Below are 19146 nucleotides of genomic sequence, written 5' to 3' on the forward strand. Positions count from 1 at the left end.
GCCACGGGACGGGTGGTGGACCGGCGGCTCGTGGCGCCCGGGTCACCCCCTGGCGCGTTCGATGCGCAGTGCCACGCCGTCGAGGAAGGTCGACAGGACCATCTCGAAGACTTCCTCGTCCTTGCGGAAGAGTTCGGTGAGGCGGGCCGCGCTCTGCTGGAGCAGCGGGAAACGGTCGGCCGGCAGCAGGCCGTACTTGACGGCCCAGGCAGAGTCGTCCTTGGCCTGGGTGTCGGCGTCGAGGACGAGGAACGAGGCGTTGGTGTGGATGAACGCCAGCGTCAGGTCCACGGCCATCCGGTAGCACTCGGCCGCCTCGATCACGGGCAGTCCGGCCTGGTGGAGTACTCCGATGATCTCCTCGACGCTCTCGGTCTCCGCCGGTCCGGCCGTGGTGCGTCCGGCGGCGAGTACCGCGAGGACCGGGCGGCGCAGGTAGACGGTGCGCAAGGCGCGGGCGGTGGCGGTGAGCCAGCCGCGCCAGTCCTCACGGCCGGGCGCGTCGGCGGCGGCGAGTTCCTCCGACTCCCGGACCAGCACTTCGCTGAGCGCCAGTACGAGTTCGTCCTTGTCGCGGAAGTGCCGGTAGACGGCGGTGGGGTCGGCGCCGAGCTCTTTGCCGAGCCGGTTGAAGGTCAGGACCGCACCGCCTTCGGGTGAGCACACGTGCAGCGCAGCCTCCAGGATCGACTCCCTGGTGAGGGCCGCCCTGCGTGTGCGGCCTGCTACCGCGGTCGGTTTGGCCTGACCCATCTGCGCTCCATCCGTCGGTCGGCCCCATAGGCGGCCGGGTTGATCCGATCGTAACCGAGCATCGTTGTCAACGCCGTTGACAGTGAGATTGACATCGGCTTTGCTGCTCGATCATCCGGCAGTGCCACTTCCCACTACGGAGGCCCCGTGCCCCGCGATCACCACTTCGCCGACCTGGTCTTCACCGGCGGCCCCGTCTACACCGTCGATCCGGCCCGCTCCTGGGCCGGCTCCGTCGCCGTCCGTGACGGCCGGATCGTGGTAGTCGGCGACGACCACGACGTCCGGCATCTCATCGGAGCGAACACCGAAGTCGTCGATCTGGCAGGGAAGTTGCTCCTGCCGGGATTCCAGGACTCGCATGTCCATCCGGTCCTCGCCGGGGCCGGTCTGCGCAGTTGCGCCCTGTACGACCTGGAGGAAGCGGATCTCTACGTCGACGCCGTAGCCGCCTACGCCGCCGCGTATCCGCAGCGCGAGTGGATCACCGGCGGCGGCTGGAGCATGGAGGCGTTCCCGGGCGGCACTCCGCACCGCTCCATGCTGGACGCCGTCGTCCCGGAGCGCCCGGTCGCCCTGCCCAACCGGGACGGACACGGCCTGTGGGCCAACTCCCGCGCCCTGGAGATCGCCGGCATCGACCGCGACACACCGGACCCGGCGGACGGCCGCATCGAGCGGGACAGCGACGGCGTCCCCACCGGGATGCTCCAGGAGGGGGCCGCCGACCTGGTGACCCGTCACATCCCGGCCATCACGGACGAGGAGTTCTACGAAGGCCTGCTCGAAGGGCAGCGCCATCTGCACGGCTTCGGCATCACCGGCTGGCAGGACGCCGCCGTCGGCAGCGGCTTCGGTCCCGGTGATGTGTACGGCGCCTACCTCGTCGCCGCCGGCCGGGGAACGCTCACCGCCCGTGTCCGCGGCGCCCAGTGGTGGGACCGGGACGGCGGACTCGAACAGCTCGCGGGCTTCGCCGACCGACGGGAGCAGGCGGCCGGCGCGGGGGAGGGGCGCGGACGGTTCCGGGCGGGGAGCGTGAAGATCATGCTCGACGGTGTCGCCGAGAACCACACCGCCGCGATGCTGGAGCCCTATCTGGACGGCTGCGGCTGCTCCAGCGGCGAGTCCGGGATCGACTTCATCGACCCGGGCAAACTCGCCGAGTACGTCAGCGAGTTGGACGCGGCCGGATTCCAGGTGCACTTCCACGCGCTGGGCGACCGCGCCGTGCGCAGCGCCCTGGACGCCGTCGAGGAAGCGCAGCGGCGCAACGGCCGGCGGGGGAACCGGCACCATCTCGCGCACCTGCAAGTGGTCCACCCCGACGACATCCCGCGCTTCCGGGCGCTGGGCGCGACCGCCAACATCCAGCCCCTGTGGGCGATGCACGAACCGCAGATGGACGAACTCACCATCCCCTTCCTGGGTGAGCGCCGGTCCGGCTGGCAGTACCCGTTCGGCTCACTGCTGCGCGCCGGGGCGATGCTCGCGGCGGGCAGCGACTGGTCGGTGAGCACCCCGGACGTGATGCTCGGAGCCCATGTGGCCGTCAACCGGTGCGGGCCCGAGGACGGCGAACGGGTCTTCGGCCCCGAGGAGCGGATCGACCTGGGCGCCGCCATCGCGGCGTACACCGCGGGCAGCGCGCGGGTGAACCACCTGGACGCGGAGACCGGTTCGGTACAGCCCGGCAAGTACGCCGATCTGGTCGTGCTGGACCGCGACCCCTTCGCGGGGCCCGCCCGGGACATCGGCCGCACCGGGGTGGACCGCACCTACGTCGAAGGCGTTCTCGTGCACGCCGCTTCCTGACCTCACCGCGTCCTGACCTCACCGTCCTTCAGTAACCCTCCCTCCCCTTCGCCGTCCTACGGAGAGGCACCACCATGCAGATGAAGGCACCTATGAAGGCGCGCCCGACCAGACGCGGCCGGCTGCGCGCCGCCGTCCCGGTCGCGGCCCTCGCGCTGCTCGCCACCGCCTGCGGCGGATCCGGCACGCACGCCGACACCTCCGGCTCCCGCAGCAACTTCAGCGGCACGCAGGTCACCACCGCCCCCGGCAAGGGCAGGATCGGCAACCTCACCTGGTCCGGGGACTACCACGCCCCGTACTCCGAGGACCCGCTCAAGACCGCCGACTACCCGGAGGAGACCATCCTGGGCAATGTCTGCGAGCCGGTGCTGCGCACCGCGCCCGACTACAGCCTGCGACCGGGCATCGCCAAGTCCTGGAAGCAGCCCGACGCCACCCACCTGGTACTCGACCTGGACCCGCGCGCCGTCTTCAGCGACGGTCATCCGGTCACCGCCGAGGACGTCGCCTTCAGCCTGGCGCGCAACCAGGACCCCAAGGTGGCCAGCAATTTCTCCGACAGCTACGCCGACGTCAGCGCGATCAAGGCCACCGGCGCCGCCCAGGTCACGATCACCTTCAGCCGGCCCGACTACCTGTTCGTGCACGACCTGGGGGTACTGGCCGCCGCTGTCGTGGAGAAGGAGTTCGCGGTCAAGGCCGGGCAGCACTTCGGCAGCCCCGGCACCGGCGTGGTCTGCGCCGGTCCGTACACCGTCGGGTCCTTCGACGGCACCAACACCATGGTCCTCAAGCGCAATTCCCGGTACTGGGACCCGAGTCGGGCCGGCAAGGCCGACAGCATCACCTTCAAGTTCCTCACCGACCCGTCCGCGCTGGCCAACGCGCTCGCATCGGGCAGCCTCCAGGGCGGCTTCGACCTGCCCGCCTCCGCCATCGGCAAGCTGAGCAGGACAGCCGGCGGAAAGCTCTACGTCGGCGCCAAGGGATCCACGACCCAGAACATCGACCTGATCGTCACCCGGTTCACCGGCGGCCTGGCCGACCGGCGGGTGCGGCAGGCGCTGTCCATGGCCATCGACCGCAAGGCCATTGCCACCACCTTGTTCAATGGCGCAGCCGACCCGCTGTACGCGGTGGCGGGCCCCGGATTCTGGCAGGGCAGCCCCGCGAAGGCCACCTACTCCGCCGGATACAACAGCCTGGCCAAGGCTCCCGACGTGGCTGCCGCCACCGCGCTGGTCAAGCAGGCGAAGGCCACCGGCAAGAAGATCACCATCGGCTACGCAGCCGGGACCCCCAGCCAGGCCCAGCTTGCCCAGGTACTGCAGGAGACCGGCAAGGCCATCGGCCTGAACGTGAAGATCACCGGACTGCCGGATCAGCAGTACGGACAGCTGTTCACCGACCGCAAGGCCCGCTCCGCCTATGACTCGTTCCTGACGGTCAACTACCTGGAGTTCCCCGAGGCCGCCACGATGTACGCCAGCTACGCCACCGATACCGGCGCACAGAACTTCAACGGCTACTCCGACCCCACCGTGAAGCAGGCCCTGCTGCAAGCCCAGGGCGCCGTCAATCCGCAGGCGCGTGCGGCCCATGTGCTCACCGCGCAGAAGGTGCTGGCGCGCGATCTGCCGTGGATCCCGATCGTCGCGCCGCGCGCCGTGCTGTTCCAGAACAAGGCGGTCACCGGCGCGCCGCTGACCTTCTCCTACATGGCCTCCGCCTGGGCCGCGGCCATCGGTGCGCCCTGATGGGGCGCCTGCTGCTGTACCGCCTGGGCGGGATGGTCACCACACTGCTGCTCTCCAGCATGCTGGTCTTCGGCAGCCTCTACCTCGCTCCGGGCAGCCCGGAGAACGTCCTGTTCGGCAGCCGCGCGCCCTCTGCGGAGGCGCGGGCCGCGGTCCGCCACCAACTCCACCTCGACCAGCCGCTGTTGGTGCGCTACTGGGACTGGCTCACCGGGCTGCTGCACGGCGACCTCGGCCGCTCCATGGTCACCGGACAGCCCGTCAGCGACCGGGTGGGCGCCGGACTCGGCACCACCGTGCTGCTGGTCGGTCTGAGCATCGTGCTGGTGGTGCTGCTCGGGCTGACGCTCGGAACGGCCGCCGCACTGTGGCCCGGACGGGTGGACGGCGCCGTCAACGCCATCACCTCGGTGTCGGTGACCGTACCGCCGTTTGTCGCCTCCACCCTGCTGATCTCGGTGTTCGCGGTACGCCTGGGCTGGTTCCCGGCGTCGGGAACCAGCAGCGGGTTGAGCGGGACCCTGCACGGCCTGGTGCTGCCGTCCTGTGCGCTCGCCCTGATCTCGGCCGGCTTCCTGGCCCGGATCACCCGCAACGCCCTGCGCGAACAGCTGGACCGCGAGCACGTACAGACCGCGCTGGTACGGGGCCTGCCGCGGCGGGTGGTGCTGCGCGACCACGTGTTCCGCAATGCCCTGCCGCCGGTGATCACCGCCGTCGGGCTGCTCACCTCCGGTCTGTTCGCCTCCACGCTCGTGGTGGAGTCCGCCTTCGCGGTGCCCGGCATCGGACAGCTCACCATCCAGTCGGTGGCGCAGAAGGACTTCCCCGTGGTGCAGGCCGTCGCGCTCCTGCTGGTCGGCGCGTTCGTCGTGTGCAACGCCGTCAGCGACCTGGTCCAAGCCCTGATCGACCCACGCCTGCGCACCGCGGGGAGGACCGCATGACCGCGCTCACCGATTCCACCGGCTCCGTCGAAGAGACCGCCGGCAGCCCAGCCGATACCGTACGGTCCGCCCCCGCGGCCGGCTGGTCGCGCAGGGCCCGCGCCGCCCTCGGCGTCTCCGGGATCGCGGCTGCCGCCTTCCTGCTGCTCGTCCTGGTACTCGCGGTCGCGGCGCCGCTGCTGGCGCCCACCGACCCCAACACCCAGAGTCTCCTGGACTCCTACGCCGCTCCGTCCGGCGCGCATCTGCTGGGCGCCGACGGCCTCGGACGCGACATCGCCTCCCGGCTCGTCTACGGCTCGCGCACCAGCCTGCTCGGGCCCGCACTCGTGGTGGCGGTCTCGCTGCTGATCGGCATCCCGCTGGCACTGGCCGGATCCTGGTACGGCGGAGCGGTGGACGCCGTCATCGCCCGTGTCTTCGACCTGGTGTACGCCCTGCCGGGGCTGCTGCTCGCGGTGCTCGCCGTGGCGCTGTTCGGACCCGGGCTCACACCGGCGGTCGCCGCGCTCTCCATCGCCTACATCCCCTTCCTCGGCCGGATCGTGCGCGCCGCCGCCCGCCAGCAGCGTGTCAGCCCCTATGTGGACGCGCTGGCCGTCCAGGGGTTCGGGACGCTGCGCATCACGGTCCGTCACATCCTGCGCAACATTACCCCGGTGGTGCTCGGCCAGGCCGCCATCGCCTTCGGCTACGCCCTGCTGGACCTGGCGTCGCTGTCGTATCTGGGCCTCGCCGTGCAGGCACCTGGATCCGACTGGGGCGTCATGGTCAGCGACAGCGACGCCCTGGCCAAGGGCTACTGGCTCACCGTCATCGCTCCCGGGGTGCTGATCGTGCTGTGCGTACTGGCGCTCACCGTGCTCGGCAGCCGGATCAGCGGCGAGCGCCCCCAGCCGTATCTGCGCCGCCGCCGCACACCCCGCCGCACTGCCCGAACCACCGGAGCCCTGTCATGACCGACACGACACCATCCCCACCACTGCTGGAAATCGCCGGCCTCAGTGTCCATCTCGCCGCGCAGGACACCCTGCGGCCGGTCCTCGACGGCATCGACCTCACCCTCGCCCCGGGCGAAGCACTGGGTCTGGTCGGCGAATCCGGCTCGGGCAAGTCGATGACGGTGCGTGCCGTCACCCGGCTGCTGCCGGCCGGGGCCCGCGCCGAAGGCGTCCTGCGCTTCGAAGGCCAGGACGTCGGCGCGATGGACGCCGCTGAGCTGCGCCGCTACCGGGACAACCGCGTCGGCATGGTGTTCCAGGACCCGCGAGCCCATATCAACCCGATCCGGCGCGTCGGCTCCTTCCTCACCGAAGCCCTGGTCCGCAACCGCGGCGTCAGCCGGAAGGACGCCCGGGCGCGCGCCGAGGCGGTACTGGCCGAGGTCGGAATCGACGACCCGGCCCGGCGGCTGCGGCAGTACCCGCACGAACTGTCCGGCGGCATGCTGCAACGCGTGATGATCGCTTCGGTGCTGCTGGCCGAGCCCCGGCTGATCCTCGCCGACGAACCCACCACAGCGCTGGACGTCACCATCCAGGCGGAAGTCGTGGGCATCCTGGACCGGCTGCGCCGTGAACGCGGCATCGGCATGGTCTTCATCACCCACGACCTGGACCTGGCACTCGCGGTCTGCGGGCGCGTCGCGGTGATGTACGCGGGCCGGATCGTGGAGATCCGCGCCGCCGACGAACTGCACCACCGGGCCTCGCACCCGTACACGCTGGGACTGCTGGGCTCGCGGCCGTCCATCGATGCCCGGATGGAGCGGCTGGACGCCATTCCGGGACGCCCGGTCTCGGCGTTCGAAACGGGCCCGGGCTGCGCGTTCGCCGACCGCTGCGCGCATGCCCAGGACATCTGCCGGCGCAGCCGTCCGGAGCTGCTGCCCTTCCAGGACGGTCTGGTGCGCTGCCACCGGGTCGCCGAGATCTGCGCCGAGGAGGCGAGCGCATGACCAGCGCCGTACAGCACCAGCCCGACCGGGCCGCGGCCGACGCGGTCTCCGTTCACGGCCTGGGCAAGGTCTTCAAAGTGCCGGACGGCAGCGGCGGCCAGACCCGCCACACCGCTGTCGCGGACGTCGACTTCACCGTGCCGGCCGGCGGTTCGCTCGGCATCGTGGGGGAGTCCGGGTCCGGCAAGACCACCATCGCCCGGATGCTGGTGGGCCTGGAACGCCCCACCAGCGGGACCATCACCGTCCTGGGACGCGACCGTTCCCGGCCGGGCCGTGGCGCCGCCGAACGCCGCCGCAGGGCACGGGAGGCGCAGATCGTCTTCCAGGACCCCTACACCTCTCTGGACCCCACGCAGAGCGTACGGTCCGCGGTCGAGGAGGTGCTGCGGCACCAAACGGACCTGACGGAACCCCAACGTGCCGCCCGGGTGGATGAGCTGGTGGACCAGGTCGGACTGACGGCCCGTCAATCCAATGCCAAACCCAAGGAGTTGTCGGGGGGTCAGCGCCAGCGGACAGCCATCGCCCGCGCTCTCGCGGCCGAGCCGCGAGTACTGATCCTGGACGAGGCGGTCTCCGCGCTCGATGTCTCCATCCAGGCGCAGATCCTCAATCTGCTCGCCGACATCCGGGCCGAGACCGGGATCGTCTATCTGCTGATCTCCCACGACCTCGCGGTGGTCAGGCAGTTGTGCGACAGCGCGCTGGTGCTGCGGCGCGGCCGGGTCGTGGAGCAGGGCAGCTGCGCGCAGGTACTGGACGCCCCCGCGGACGAGTACACCCGCGCCCTGCGCGCGGCCGTCCCGACACCCGGCTGGCGGCCCGGCGGGTGAGGAGCGCGCCTCAGAACAGATGGATCGCCAGATGGCCCAGCGGCAGCCCCAGCTGCCAGGCCGGGGTCCACACCCGGGGCTCGTCGTCCCGGCCCGGCACCGCTCCCGGTGTGACCGCGTCGAGATCGGCCGCGAACAGCTCGGTGTCCTCCAGCCACCGCCAGGCCGCCAGAGCCAGCGGCAGGTCGGGCCCCTGCCCGCCCGCATCCACCAGCTCCCCGATGCGGCGGCACACCCACTCCCGCCAGCGGGCGTCGTACGCGGTGAGTGACAGCCATTCGTCGAGCCGCGCCACCACCCGCGCGCCGCCGACCGGGCCGTCGGAGAGGAAGACGGTCAGCGCCAGCGCGTCCCGTCCTGCCTGGTACTCGATCGTCGTCGGCGGCATGAGATCGCCGGTCCGCAGCAGTTCATCCGCGATGTACTCGGCGTACATCCAGTCCATCGGGACCAGTAGTTCGCCACCACTGGTCCCGTTGGTGCTCTCGGGACGCATCCCGTCTCGCCTCTTTCGTCTCTCGGCCGGGCAGTTCTCCGACTCGTCGGCAGGCGCGCCGTCAGACGCTCCACGGAGCATTGAACCCGTGCCGGGAGCCCCACGTGGCCATAAACCCAGGATTCACCGGACGGCGCCCTGTGGACAGGGAAGACCGGCTTCCCGGCGGGCCCGGCTTCCCGGCGGCTCAGCGGACCCCGTCCGGATAGCCGGGCAGGCTGCGGCCCAGGGCGCGCAGGGCGTAGTACGCACGGGACTTGACGGTCCCTGCCGGAATCCCGAGCGCCGAAGCGGCCTCGTGCACACTCAGCCCGCGGAAGTAGATCTGCACCAGCACCTCCCGGTGTTCCGGGCTCAGGGTCCGTACCGCCTCACGGACGTCGAGGGCGGCGGCCGACCGCTCGGCGGGATCGCCGTGCGTGGCGGCGGACTCCAGCAGCCGGTCGCTCACCTCGGCCGGGCGCGCCAGCCGGGATCTGCGGGCATCGATGGCCAGCCGTCTGCCCACCGTGAACAGCCAGGGCCGTATCGACTCGTACGGACCCTCGAAGGCCTCGGGGTGCTGCCAGGCACGCACCAGGGTCTCCTGCACCAGGTCCTCGGCGCGCTGCCGGTCTCCGTACGTCAGACGCAGCAGGAACTGCAGCAGCGCACCGCCGTGGCTGCGCTGGAGTTCGAGGAGATCCCGCTCGTCCGTTCCGCGGCGCGTCTGTGTGGAGGTCACCTCCGTATACGAGCGCAGCACGGCGGGGAGGGACAGCGGCCGGGCACGGCTCTGCGGCGAGCGGTTGAACGGTGCGACGAACGGCACGGTGAGCGGTCGGCGTGCGCGCCGGGCTGTGCCCTGCGCGGATTCTGCGCGACCTGGGAGGAAGCCGGTTACGGGACGACGGTGACCGGCCAGCGGCCGGCCTTGACCAGCCGGACGGCCACCGATCCGATGATCCGGTGGCCGGCCGACTCGGAGGCCCCGACCACCACGGCGTCCGCCTTGAGCTCGTCGGCCGCGGTGACCAGACCGTTGTACGGATCGCCGCGGAAGGTGTGGAACTCCCAGCGCACGGCGAATATCTCCTTGACCCGCTCGGTCGCGGTCCGGATCTCGGCGACCAGTGCCTCGGCGATCTCCCCGGTGGTCTCTCCGACCGGGGCCCCGAGGGACACCCCGGCGGAGAGCACCGGCTGCACGTACACGATGGCGAGCAGTGCGTTCTGCCGCCGGGCGAGTCCCGCGGCGTACGAGGCGGCCCGGAGCGACGGCTCCGATCCGTCGATCCCGACCACGATCACCTTGGGACCGTCTGTACCGCGTTCGAACTGGTGAGGCTGCTGATCTGTCACGCCGAGAGGTTATCGCTCCGGCGTTCGGGCTCCTATTTTCGACCTTTCCGGGGCTCCCGAAGCTCCCGAGGCCCCTGGGGCTTTCGGGGCTATTTCGAGGCGTGCGGGAAGAGGTCGAGGAATGGACCGGCCGTGGCGGAGATGACGCCCCGGCCGAATGGCGCGTCGAAGTCCCAGATCAGGAAGAGCAGGAAGGCGATCAGCGCGCTGAAGAGCCCGGCGAGCAGCAGTTCCTTCGGGGAGCGCCGGATCTGCAGGGTGAAGATCAGCCCGACGGTGATCACCGCACCGGTGATGAGACCGAACCAGACGACCCCCGGCATCGTCGCCTGCGCGCTCTGCGCCCGTGAACTGCGGGCGTCGTCGGCCGCGGCCACCTGGTCGACCAGCGGCTGGTAGGCCTCCCCCTCGTGATCGTTCGCGGGCTTGTAGTCGGTGACGTCCCGGCGTACCTGGTTGAGGAGTTGCGCACCCCGGTCGGTGAGGTCGCCGTGCTCGCCCATGTGCTTCCACTCGGTGTCCAGAACGTAACTGACATAGGTCTCCACGTCGTTGTGGATGCGCTGATGGACAGCGGGCGGATAGACGGCCGAGCGGGCGTCGACCTCGTGCAGGGCCTGGGCCTCCGTACGGACGGATTCCTGGGCGGCGCCGAGGCCCTCCCAGACGCCTGCGATGGCCAGGCCCAGCACGATCGCGTAGATCACGCCGATCATCATCGTCATGTACTCGATGACGTCGGGGGTCTCCGACGGGTCGTCGTCCTCGGGGATCCGGCGGTTGCTGAGCAGGGTGATGGTCAGGACGACGGCACAGGCGGCCGCCATCGCGAGAGTGAGAACAAGCCATTCCGACACGGGTGTCTCCGTCGGTGAGCGGGCGGATCAGCGGGAGGAGCGCGGGCGCAGCACGGCCACGGCGAAGACGGCGGGAGCCGTCACCAGAAGCATCAGCGTGACGATGGGCGGCCCGGTGTGCGGCTTCTTCCGCACGGGGGCCTTGTAATCCGGGAGGGCCACGGGCTTCGGCGCCGGCGGTCGCGGGCGTACCGAAGGCTTCGGTGGTGCGGGCCGTGGCGCGGGGGCCGGCGGTGGTGCCGGGGCCGGCGCGCGGTGCTGGACGGGCGGCGGGTGGTACACCGGCGGAGGCGGCGGAGGCGGCGGAGGCGGCGGAGGCGGAGGTGGCGGAGGTGGCGGGGCAGGCGGTTTCGGCCGCGGCGGCGGGGGCTTCGGCTTGTGGGTGTGCTCAGCCGTGCAGCTGCTGCTGCCGCCGATGGCGACCGCTCTCCCCGAAACGGCTTGACCCGACTGGGAGATGGAGGCGTAGGAGCAGTCGGAAGACGCTGCGGGCACGGGTATCAGCGGCAACCAGAGGAGGCCCGCCACCGCCAGCAGCCGGCCGGTGAGCGGAACGAGTGTCCGCGGCGATCGGTACATGCCGAGCAGCATGATCCGCCCGGCACGTCAGCACTCCGGCGTTGTCGCCGATTCGCCGGAAGGGGGGATATCTGCGCCTTTGTGTTTGAGTCGGCCATCTCACGTGTCACCCGCGGGAATTGCCGCGGAGGAGGGTGCTTACGATGGGCTCCGCCACGCTCGCACGGAGCGCGTGGCGGCAGGCCGGGAGCACTTGCCAGCTGCATGTGACCAATAACGGACCGCCAATTTCCGTTTTTGCTCGCTCTCTTGCCAGGTGGTCAGTAGATTCGGCCCCCACAGTCACAGTGGCCATGGACAATGGCCGACCGTCGTGCCGACCTGTTGGAGACATTGATGGAGCGTCCTGCCTGGGCCCCGCAGGGCATCGATCTTTCGGTGCCGAGCGTGTCGCGGATCTACGACTACTACTTGGGCGGTTCGCACAATTTCGAGGTGGACCGCGAGGCCGCCCGCAAAGCCATGGAGTTCATGCCTGGACTTCCCAAGGTGATGCAGGCGAACCGGGCCTTCATGCGCCGGGCGGTGCGGTTCGCCGTGGAACGGGGAATCACCCAGTTCCTCGACATCGGCTCCGGCATACCGACCTTCGGAAATGTGCACGAGGTCGCCCAGTCCGTCGATCCCGGTTCCCGGGTGGTGTACATCGACCACGACCCGGTCGCCGTCGCCCACAGCAAGGCCGTGCTCGAAGGCAACGACCTGACCGCGGTGGCCGCCGCCGACCTGCGCAAGCCCCAGGACATCCTGAACTGCCCCGAGGTAAAGGCCCTGCTCGACCTCGACCGCCCGGTGGCGCTGCTGCTGGTGGCCGTACTCCACTTCATCGAGGAGGCCGACGACCCGTACACGGCGGTCGCCACCCTGCGCGACGCCCTCGCGCCCGGCAGCCTGCTGATCCTCACCCACGCGTCGTACGAGCGGATGACGCTCCCGCAGGAGCAGGCGGGCGGTGCGGTCGGCGTCTACCGCAGCATCCGCAACCCGCTGGTGATGCGCTCGGGCGAGGAGGTCGCCCGGTTCTTCGACGGGTACGAACTCGTACAGCCCGGACTGGTCGCCATGCCGGAGTGGCGGCCGGAGACCCCGGTCGACCAGGAGGACCCGTACGCCTTCGCGGGTGTCGTGGGAGTGGGACTCAGGCCGTGAACCTGCCGAGGCAGAAGTCGGCGTCCCCGGCCGACCAGGACAGTCCCGAGGACAGAATCGGCCGCTTCGCGACCATCTGGAGCCGGGCCATCTTCCCGTCCACCGCCACCTCGCTGACCAGGCCCGAGTTCGAGCAGCATCTGCTGCCGCTCGCGCGTGGCCTCAGCGAGGCGCTGCACGCCTGGCCCTTCGACCCGGCGCCCGCCCACCGGATCGGCGGCGAACTGGTGGCCGCCCACTGCACCGACCCCGACGCCCTCAGCCGGACTCTCGGGGTGGTCGACTCGTATCTGGTGCTCTACTGCGGCGCGCTCGACACGGGCCCCGACCTGACCGCCGAGGAGATCCGCAACCGCTGCGCCCGCCTCCAGCACTCCCTGGCCGCCGGGTTCGCCCAGGCGCTGCGCGAACGCACCCTCGCGGAGCAGGAGGCCATCGCCCGCTCGGCGCTCTCCGCGCGCAGCGCCGCCGAGAAGGCGCTGCACGTCACCGAGACGCGTTTCCGCGCGGTGTTCGAGGACGCGGCGGTCGGTATCGGCATCGCCGACCTGGACGGCAACATCCTGGAGATCAACGCGGCCCTGCTGCGGATGTTCGGCGGGGTCGACCACCATGTGCGCAGCCGCAAGGTCAACGAGTGGGTGCACCCCGACGACGCCCCGCAGGTCTGGCGGCTCCACGCCGAGCTGGTGCGCGGCGACCGTGAGCACTACCGGGTCGAGAAGCCGTACTACCGCAACGACGGCACCGTCCTGTGGACCAACCTCACGGTGTCGCTGCTGCGGGACGCGGAGGGCAAGCCGCAGTACCAGCTGGCGCTCATCGAGGACACCACCGAGCGGCGGCTGCTCAATCTGCGGCTGCGGTACGAGGCGACGCACGACGCGCTGACCGGACTGCCCAACCGCACCCTCTTCTTCGAGCGGCTGGACAAGGCGGTCACCGCACCCGACCGGATGCGCTTCGGCCTCTGCTATCTGGACCTCGACGGCTTCAAGGCGATCAACGACAGCCTCGGGCACTCGGCGGGCGACCGGATGCTGGTCGAGGTCGCCGACCGGCTGCAGAGCTGTGCGACGGCGTCCGGCGAGATGGTGGCCCGGCTGGGCGGTGACGAATTCGTCGCGCTCACCACGGGGTACGAGTCCGCCGACGAGGTCGAGGAACTGGCCGTACGCATCCTGTCGGTGCTGGCGGCCCCCATCCGGATCGACGGCCGGGAGCTGACCGTCCGGGGGAGTATCGGGGTGGTCGAGGGGCTGTCCGGGACACAGAGCGCGGCCGAGGTGCTGCGCAGCGCCGACATCACGATGTACCGGGCGAAGGCCGCGGGCGGCAACCGCTTCCAGCTGGCCGACGCCGAGGCGGACGCCCGCGCCATCACCCGGCACGGACTCACCACCGCGCTGCCCGCGGCTCTGGAACGCGGCGAGTTCTTCATCGAGTACCAGCCGCTGGTGCACCTCGGCGACGGCACCGTGCACGGGGCGGAGGCGCTGGTGCGCTGGTCGCATCCGCAGCACGGGATACTCGGGCCCGACCGGTTCATCTCGCTCGCCGAGCACACCGGACTGATCGTGCCGCTCGGCCGCTGGGTGCTGGAGGAGTCCGTACGGCAGGCGAGGGGCTGGCAGCAGCTGCACCCCGCGCACAGCGACGGCGGGCCACTGCGGATCAACGTCAACCTCTCGCCCACCCAGCTCTACCACCCGGGGCTCGTCGCCGACACGGTGGCGGTCCTGGAGCGCACCGGCCTCGATCCGGGCGCGCTCTGCCTGGAGGTCACCGAGTCGGCGCTGATCGGCGCCGACGACGACCTGCTGAAGCCGTTGCGGCAACTGGCCGACATGGGCGTGGACATCGCGCTCGACGACTTCGGCACCGGATACTCCAACCTCGCCAATCTGCGCAGGCTGCCGGTGAGCGTGCTGAAGCTGGACCGGTCGTTCACGCAGTCGATGCAGCAGCATCCGGCCGACCCGGTCGACCTCAGGATCGTCGAGGGGATCGTCGCGCTGGCGCACAGCCTGAAGCTGGCGGTCACCGTCGAGGGCGTGGAGACCGGCGCGCAGGCCGACCAGCTGAAGGAGCTGGGCTGCGACACGGCCCAGGGCTGGTACTACGCACGGCCCGGCGCACCCGACCGGATCCACACGCTGTCGCTGGCCGACGCTGTGTGACGTGGCCGGGCGCGGCTCACTGATCCGGCCCGGCCGGCCGAGGGCGGCTCAACCGGTCCGGCCCGGCCGGAGCTCACCGGTCCAGGCCGGCCGGCCCTGCGCCGCTCAGCAGGATGTCCTGGAGGACCCGGGCGGCACGCGGCGGCGCCACATCGCTGCGGTGGGCCAGCGCGATCGTACGGCGCAGTCCGGGGCGGGCCAGCGGGGTGACCCGCAGCCCGTGACCGGCCCGTGCCGCGATCATGCTGGGCACGACCGCGATGCCGAGTCCGGCCCGTACGAAGCCGAGCACGGCGTCCATCTCGCCTCCCTCGACGGTGAAGTACGGCTCGAACCCCTTGGCCCGGCAGGCCGACAGCGTGAGGTCCCGCAGGTCGTAGCCGTGCCGGAACATCACCATCGGCTCGCCCTCCAGATCGGCGACCCGCAGCGGTGAGCGCGGTGCGGTGGCCGCGGGCGACGAGACGACGACCAGGTCCTCCTGGAGCAGTTCGACGGTGGTGAGCGCCGGCGAGGGCGTGGGCAGCGGGAGGACGACCAGCGCGAGGTCGAGCGTGCCGCGCGCCAGCTCCCGTACGAGGTCGTGCGAGCCGCCTTCCTCGATCATCAGCTGGATGCCGGGGTGCTGGTCGTGGAAGGTGCGCAGGACATCGGGGAGCAGGCCGGTGCAGAGGCTCGGCGTCGCGCCCAGCCGTACCCGGCCGCGCCTCAGCTGGGCCAGTTCCTGCACCTCGTGGCGGGCCGTCTCGGCGTCGGCGAGGATCCGCCGGGCGAGCGGCAGCAGCGTCTCGCCGGCGCCGGTGAGGGTGATGTTCCCCCGGGCCCTGCTGAACAGCTCGGCGCCCAGCTCCTTCTCCAGCGCCCTGATCTGCTGGGAGAGCGAGGGCTGGGCGACATGCAGCTCCTCGGCGGCACGGGTGAAGTGGCGGGTCTCGGCGACGGCGACGAAGTAGCCGAGCTGCTGGAGCTGCATGTCTCCCACGGTAGCCGACCACGATAGCCAGTGCCTATGGAGATGAGCCGCATCATGTCTTGGACCTCTGGCCATCCGGAGCCGTAACGTCTTCTGACATGGCACTGGCAACAAAGACGGACCAACGGCCGTCCATGGCGCGATCGGTCTGGGGATCGACCGTGGGCAAGAAGACGATCATGGCCGTGAGCGGTCTGATCATGCTGCTGTACCTGGTCGTCCATATGCTGGGGAACCTCAAGATCTTCTTCGGCTCCGGGCAGTTCAACAGCTACGCGCACTGGCTGCGCACCATCGGCGAGCCCTTCCTGCACTACGAGTGGGCGCTCTGGATCATCCGCGTCGTGCTCGTCGTCGCTGTGGTGCTGCACGCGGTCTGCGCCTACCAGCTCAGCCGCCGCGACCTGCGGGCCCGCCCGGTCGCGTACGCACACAAGCGCCCGCGGTCCAGCTACGCCACCCGCACCATGCGCTGGGGCGGCATCATCATCGTGCTGTTCATCGTGTGGCACCTGCTGGACTTCACCACCCTCACCGTCAACAACAACGCCCAGCCCGGGCACCCGTACGAGAACGTCGTGGCGACGTTCCACACCTGGTACGGCGACGTCATCTACATCGTCGCGATGCTCGCGCTCGGCCTGCACATCAGGCACGGTTTCTGGAGCGCGGCACAGACCCTCGGCGCCGGGAAAGCCACCCGCGACCGGGTGCTCAAGGCCACCGCCAACATCCTCGCGCTGGTGCTGACGGTGGGCTTCATCTCGGTACCCGTCGCCGTCATGACCGGAGTCGTGAGCTGACATGACCGACTACACGCAGTACACGACCGGCACCCCGGCCGCCGACACCAAAGCCCCGCAGGGGCCCGTCGCCGAACGCTGGGACACCCGCCGCTTCGAGGCCAAGCTGGTCAACCCCGCCAACCGCCGCAAGCACACCGTCATCGTCGTCGGCACCGGGCTCGCGGGCGGCTCTGCGGGCGCCACTCTCGCCGAACAGGGCTACCACGTCGTGCAGTTCTGCTACCAGGACTCGCCGCGCCGCGCCCACTCCATCGCCGCGCAGGGCGGGATCAACGCCGCCAAGAACTACCGCAACGACGGCGACTCCGTGCACCGGCTCTTCTACGACACCGTCAAGGGCGGCGACTTCAGGTCCCGCGAGTCCAACGTCCACCGGCTCGCCCAGATCTCGGTGGAGATCATCGACCAGTGCGTCGCCCAGGGCGTGCCGTTCGCCCGTGAGTACGGCGGACTCCTGGACACCCGCTCCTTCGGCGGCGTCCAGGTCTCCCGTACCTTCTACGCCCGCGGCCAGACCGGGCAGCAGCTGCTCCTCGGCGCCTACCAGGCGCTGTCCCGGCAGATCGCGGCGGGCACCGTCGAGATGCACCCGCGCACCGAGATGCTCGATCTGATCGTCGTCGACGGCAAGGCCCGCGGGATCGTCGCCCGCGACCTGATCACCGGGAAGATCTCCAGCTACTTCGCGGACGCGGTGGTGCTGGCCAGCGGGGGCTACGGCAACGTCTTCTACCTCTCGACGAACGCCATGAACTCCAACGCCACCGCGGCCTGGCGCGCCCACCGGCGCGGCGCCTGGTTCGCCAACCCCTGCTTCACCCAGATCCATCCCACCTGCATCCCGCGCACCGGCGAACACCAGTCGAAGCTGACCCTCATGAGCGAGTCGCTGCGCAACGACGGCCGGATCTGGGTACCGAAGGCGAAGGGCGACGACCGCCCCGCCAACGAGATCCCCGAGGACGAGCGCGACTACTACCTGGAGCGCACCTACCCCTCGTTCGGGAACCTCGTACCGCGCGACATCGCGTCGCGCGCCGCGAAGAACGTCTGCGACGAGGGACGTGGCGTCGGCCCCGGCGGCCAGGGCGTCTACCTGGACTTCGCCGACGCGATCAGGCGCATGGGCCGCAGGGCGGTCGAGGAGAAGTACGGCAACCTCTTCGACATGTACGCGCAGATCACGGCGGAGAACCCGTACGAGACACCGATGCGCATCTATCCGGCCGTGCACTACACGATGGGCGGCCTCTGGGTCGACTACGACCTCCAGACCACCATCCCTGGCCTGTTCGCGGTCGGTGAGGCCAACTTCTCCGACCACGGCGCCAACCGGCTCGGCGCCTCCGCACTGATGCAGGGGCTCGCCGACGGCTACTTCGTCCTGCCGTCCACCATCAACGACTACCTCGCCCGCAACCCGCACCACGAGGAGGTCACCGCCGACCACCCGGCGGTCGCCGAGGCCGTCGCCGAGACCGAGGACCGGCTCAACCTGCTGCTCTCGGTCGACGGCGACCGCACCCCCGACTCCTTCCACCGGGAGATCGGTGAACTGATGTGGGAGCTCTGCGGGATGGCCCGTACGGCGGACGGCCTGCGCAAGGCGCTCGACCGGCTGCCGGAGATCCGCGAGGAGTTCTGGCGCCGCATCAAGGTGCCGGGCACCGGCGAGGAGTTCAACCAGTCGCTGGAACGCGCCAACCGCGTCGTGGACTACCTGGAGCTCGCCGAGCTCATGTGCCTCGACGCGCTGCACCGCGAGGAATCCTGCGGAGGCCACTTCCGCGAGGAGTCGCAGACCCCGGACGGGGAGGCCGCGCGGCGCGACGAGGAGTTCTCGTACGCCGCCGCCTGGGAGTTCACCGCCACCGGCGACGCCCCCGTCCTGCACAAGGAAGACCTGGTCTTCGAGTACGTCCACCCCACTCAGCGGAGCTACGCATGAAGCTCACCCTGCGCGTCTGGCGCCAGCAGAACGCGGCCGCCCCCGGCGCCATGACGACCTACGAAGTCGACGACATCTCACCGGACATGTCGTTCCTGGAGATGCTCGACACCCTCAACGAGGAACTCACGCTCAAGGGCGACCAGCCCGTCGCCTTCGACCACGACTGCCGCGAGGGCATCTGCGGCGCGTGCAGCCTGGTCATCAACGGTGACGCCCACGGCCCGGAGCGCACCACCACCTGCCAGCTCCACATGCGCTCCTTCCGGGACGGCGACACCATCGACGTCGAACCGTGGCGCGCCTCGGCGTTCCCGGTCGTCAAGGACCTCGTCGTGGACCGCTCGGCCTTCGACCGGATCATCCAGTCCGGCGGATACGTCAGCGTCCCGACCGGCGCGGCGCCCGAGGCGCACGCCACGCCCGTACCGAAGCCGGACGCCGACTTCGCCTTCGAGCACGCCGAGTGCATCGGCTGCGGTGCCTGTGTGGCGGCCTGCCCCAACGGCTCCGCGATGCTGTTCACATCGGCGAAGGTCAACCACCTCAACGTGCTTCCGCAGGGGGCTCCCGAGCGTGAGACGCGGGTCCTCGACATGGTCGCTCAGATGGACGACGAGGGGTTCGGCGGCTGCACGCTCACCGGGGAGTGCGCCACCGCCTGCCCCAAGGGCATCCCGCTGCCGTCGATCACCGCGATGAACAAGGAGTGGCTGCGCGCCACCCGCAAGGTCAGCCGCTGATCCCGC

17 protein-coding genes are annotated in these 19146 nt (G+C 70.5%); 11 read left to right on the forward strand and 6 right to left on the reverse strand.

Annotation, left to right across the window (positions count from 1 at the left end):
- Positions 1 to 42: 42 nt before the first annotated feature.
- Positions 43 to 753: a TetR/AcrR family transcriptional regulator gene (locus OHB13_RS33395; protein ID WP_328379596.1), complete on the reverse strand. Its 711-nt coding sequence runs from the start codon at positions 751 to 753 to the stop codon at positions 43 to 45.
- A 147-nt stretch (positions 754 to 900) separates the two neighbouring features.
- Here OHB13_RS33395 and OHB13_RS33400 point away from each other — a divergent pair, with 147 nt between their 5' ends.
- The 6 genes from OHB13_RS33400 (at position 901) to OHB13_RS33425 (ending at position 8068) form a co-directional block, all read left to right on the forward strand.
- Positions 901 to 2568, forward strand: coding sequence for an amidohydrolase (locus OHB13_RS33400; RefSeq protein WP_328379597.1), 1668 nt, complete (start codon positions 901 to 903; stop codon positions 2566 to 2568).
- A gap of 92 nt (positions 2569 to 2660) precedes the next feature.
- On the forward strand, positions 2661 to 4328 hold the full coding sequence (locus OHB13_RS33405; RefSeq protein WP_266850714.1) for an ABC transporter substrate-binding protein: 1668 nt from the start codon (positions 2661 to 2663) through the stop codon (positions 4326 to 4328).
- Positions 4328 to 5275, forward strand: a complete 948-nt coding sequence (locus OHB13_RS33410) for an ABC transporter permease (protein ID WP_266850713.1) — start codon at positions 4328 to 4330, stop codon at positions 5273 to 5275. The genes OHB13_RS33405 and OHB13_RS33410 overlap by 1 nt, the downstream gene beginning before the upstream one ends.
- Complete coding sequence (locus tag OHB13_RS33415) at positions 5272 to 6234, forward strand: ABC transporter permease (RefSeq protein ID WP_328379598.1); 963 nt, start codon at positions 5272 to 5274, stop codon at positions 6232 to 6234. Before OHB13_RS33410 ends, OHB13_RS33415 begins: the two co-directional genes overlap by 4 nt.
- Positions 6231 to 7232 carry an ABC transporter ATP-binding protein gene (locus OHB13_RS33420; protein ID WP_266850709.1) on the forward strand — a complete coding sequence of 334 codons (1002 nt, stop codon included), beginning with the start codon at positions 6231 to 6233 and terminating at the stop codon, positions 7230 to 7232. Before OHB13_RS33415 ends, OHB13_RS33420 begins: the two co-directional genes overlap by 4 nt.
- Positions 7229 to 8068: an ABC transporter ATP-binding protein gene (locus OHB13_RS33425; protein ID WP_328379599.1), complete on the forward strand. Its 840-nt coding sequence runs from the start codon at positions 7229 to 7231 to the stop codon at positions 8066 to 8068. The genes OHB13_RS33420 and OHB13_RS33425 overlap by 4 nt, the downstream gene beginning before the upstream one ends.
- Positions 8069 to 8078: 10 nt before the next feature.
- Here OHB13_RS33425 and OHB13_RS33430 read toward each other — a convergent pair whose 3' ends face one another.
- The 4 genes from OHB13_RS33430 to OHB13_RS33445 all read right to left on the reverse strand — a co-directional run bounded on the left by OHB13_RS33430 (position 8079) and on the right by OHB13_RS33445 (position 10762).
- On the reverse strand, positions 8079 to 8564 hold the full coding sequence (locus OHB13_RS33430) for a hypothetical protein (protein WP_266850705.1): 486 nt from the start codon (positions 8562 to 8564) through the stop codon (positions 8079 to 8081).
- 187 nt (positions 8565 to 8751) lie between these two features.
- Positions 8752 to 9324 carry a sigma-70 family RNA polymerase sigma factor gene (locus tag OHB13_RS33435; RefSeq protein ID WP_401609060.1) on the reverse strand — a complete coding sequence of 191 codons (573 nt, stop codon included), beginning with the start codon at positions 9322 to 9324 and terminating at the stop codon, positions 8752 to 8754.
- A 119-nt stretch (positions 9325 to 9443) separates the two neighbouring features.
- Positions 9444 to 9905 (reverse strand): universal stress protein, encoded by a 462-nt coding sequence (locus tag OHB13_RS33440; RefSeq protein ID WP_266850703.1) that lies wholly within the window; start codon positions 9903 to 9905, stop codon positions 9444 to 9446.
- Positions 9906 to 9994: 89 nt separating this feature from the next.
- Entirely contained in the window at positions 9995 to 10762 is a 768-nt protein-coding gene (locus OHB13_RS33445; protein ID WP_266850701.1) for a bestrophin-like domain, read from the reverse strand.
- Positions 10763 to 11677: 915 nt separating this feature from the next.
- Here OHB13_RS33445 and OHB13_RS33450 point away from each other — a divergent pair.
- Positions 11678 to 12490, forward strand: coding sequence for an SAM-dependent methyltransferase (locus OHB13_RS33450; RefSeq protein ID WP_328379600.1), 813 nt, complete (start codon positions 11678 to 11680; stop codon positions 12488 to 12490).
- Positions 12487 to 14670, forward strand: coding sequence for a putative bifunctional diguanylate cyclase/phosphodiesterase (locus OHB13_RS33455; RefSeq protein WP_328379601.1), 2184 nt, complete (start codon positions 12487 to 12489; stop codon positions 14668 to 14670). The genes OHB13_RS33450 and OHB13_RS33455 overlap by 4 nt, the downstream gene beginning before the upstream one ends.
- Positions 14671 to 14743: 73 nt before the next feature.
- On the opposite strand, the gene OHB13_RS33460 is transcribed toward OHB13_RS33455, so the two are convergent.
- Positions 14744 to 15643 (reverse strand): LysR family transcriptional regulator, encoded by a 900-nt coding sequence (locus OHB13_RS33460; RefSeq protein ID WP_328379602.1) that lies wholly within the window; start codon positions 15641 to 15643, stop codon positions 14744 to 14746.
- 98 nt (positions 15644 to 15741) lie between these two features.
- Here OHB13_RS33460 and OHB13_RS33465 point away from each other — a divergent pair, with 98 nt between their 5' ends.
- Genes OHB13_RS33465 through OHB13_RS33475 form a run of 3 tightly spaced genes read left to right on the forward strand, consistent with a single transcriptional unit; the run spans position 15742 to position 19140 of the window.
- Positions 15742 to 16446 (forward strand): succinate dehydrogenase cytochrome b subunit, encoded by a 705-nt coding sequence (locus tag OHB13_RS33465; RefSeq protein ID WP_328379603.1) that lies wholly within the window; start codon positions 15742 to 15744, stop codon positions 16444 to 16446.
- Between the two features lies 1 nt (position 16447).
- Positions 16448 to 18397, forward strand: a complete 1950-nt coding sequence (locus OHB13_RS33470; RefSeq protein ID WP_266850692.1) for a fumarate reductase/succinate dehydrogenase flavoprotein subunit — start codon at positions 16448 to 16450, stop codon at positions 18395 to 18397.
- Positions 18394 to 19140 carry a succinate dehydrogenase/fumarate reductase iron-sulfur subunit gene (locus OHB13_RS33475; protein ID WP_266850690.1) on the forward strand — a complete coding sequence of 249 codons (747 nt, stop codon included), beginning with the start codon at positions 18394 to 18396 and terminating at the stop codon, positions 19138 to 19140. Before OHB13_RS33470 ends, OHB13_RS33475 begins: the two co-directional genes overlap by 4 nt.
- Positions 19141 to 19146 lie beyond the last annotated feature (6 nt).

This window comes from Streptomyces sp. NBC_00440 (assembly GCF_036014215.1).
Lineage (GTDB): Bacteria > Actinomycetota > Actinomycetes > Streptomycetales > Streptomycetaceae > Streptomyces.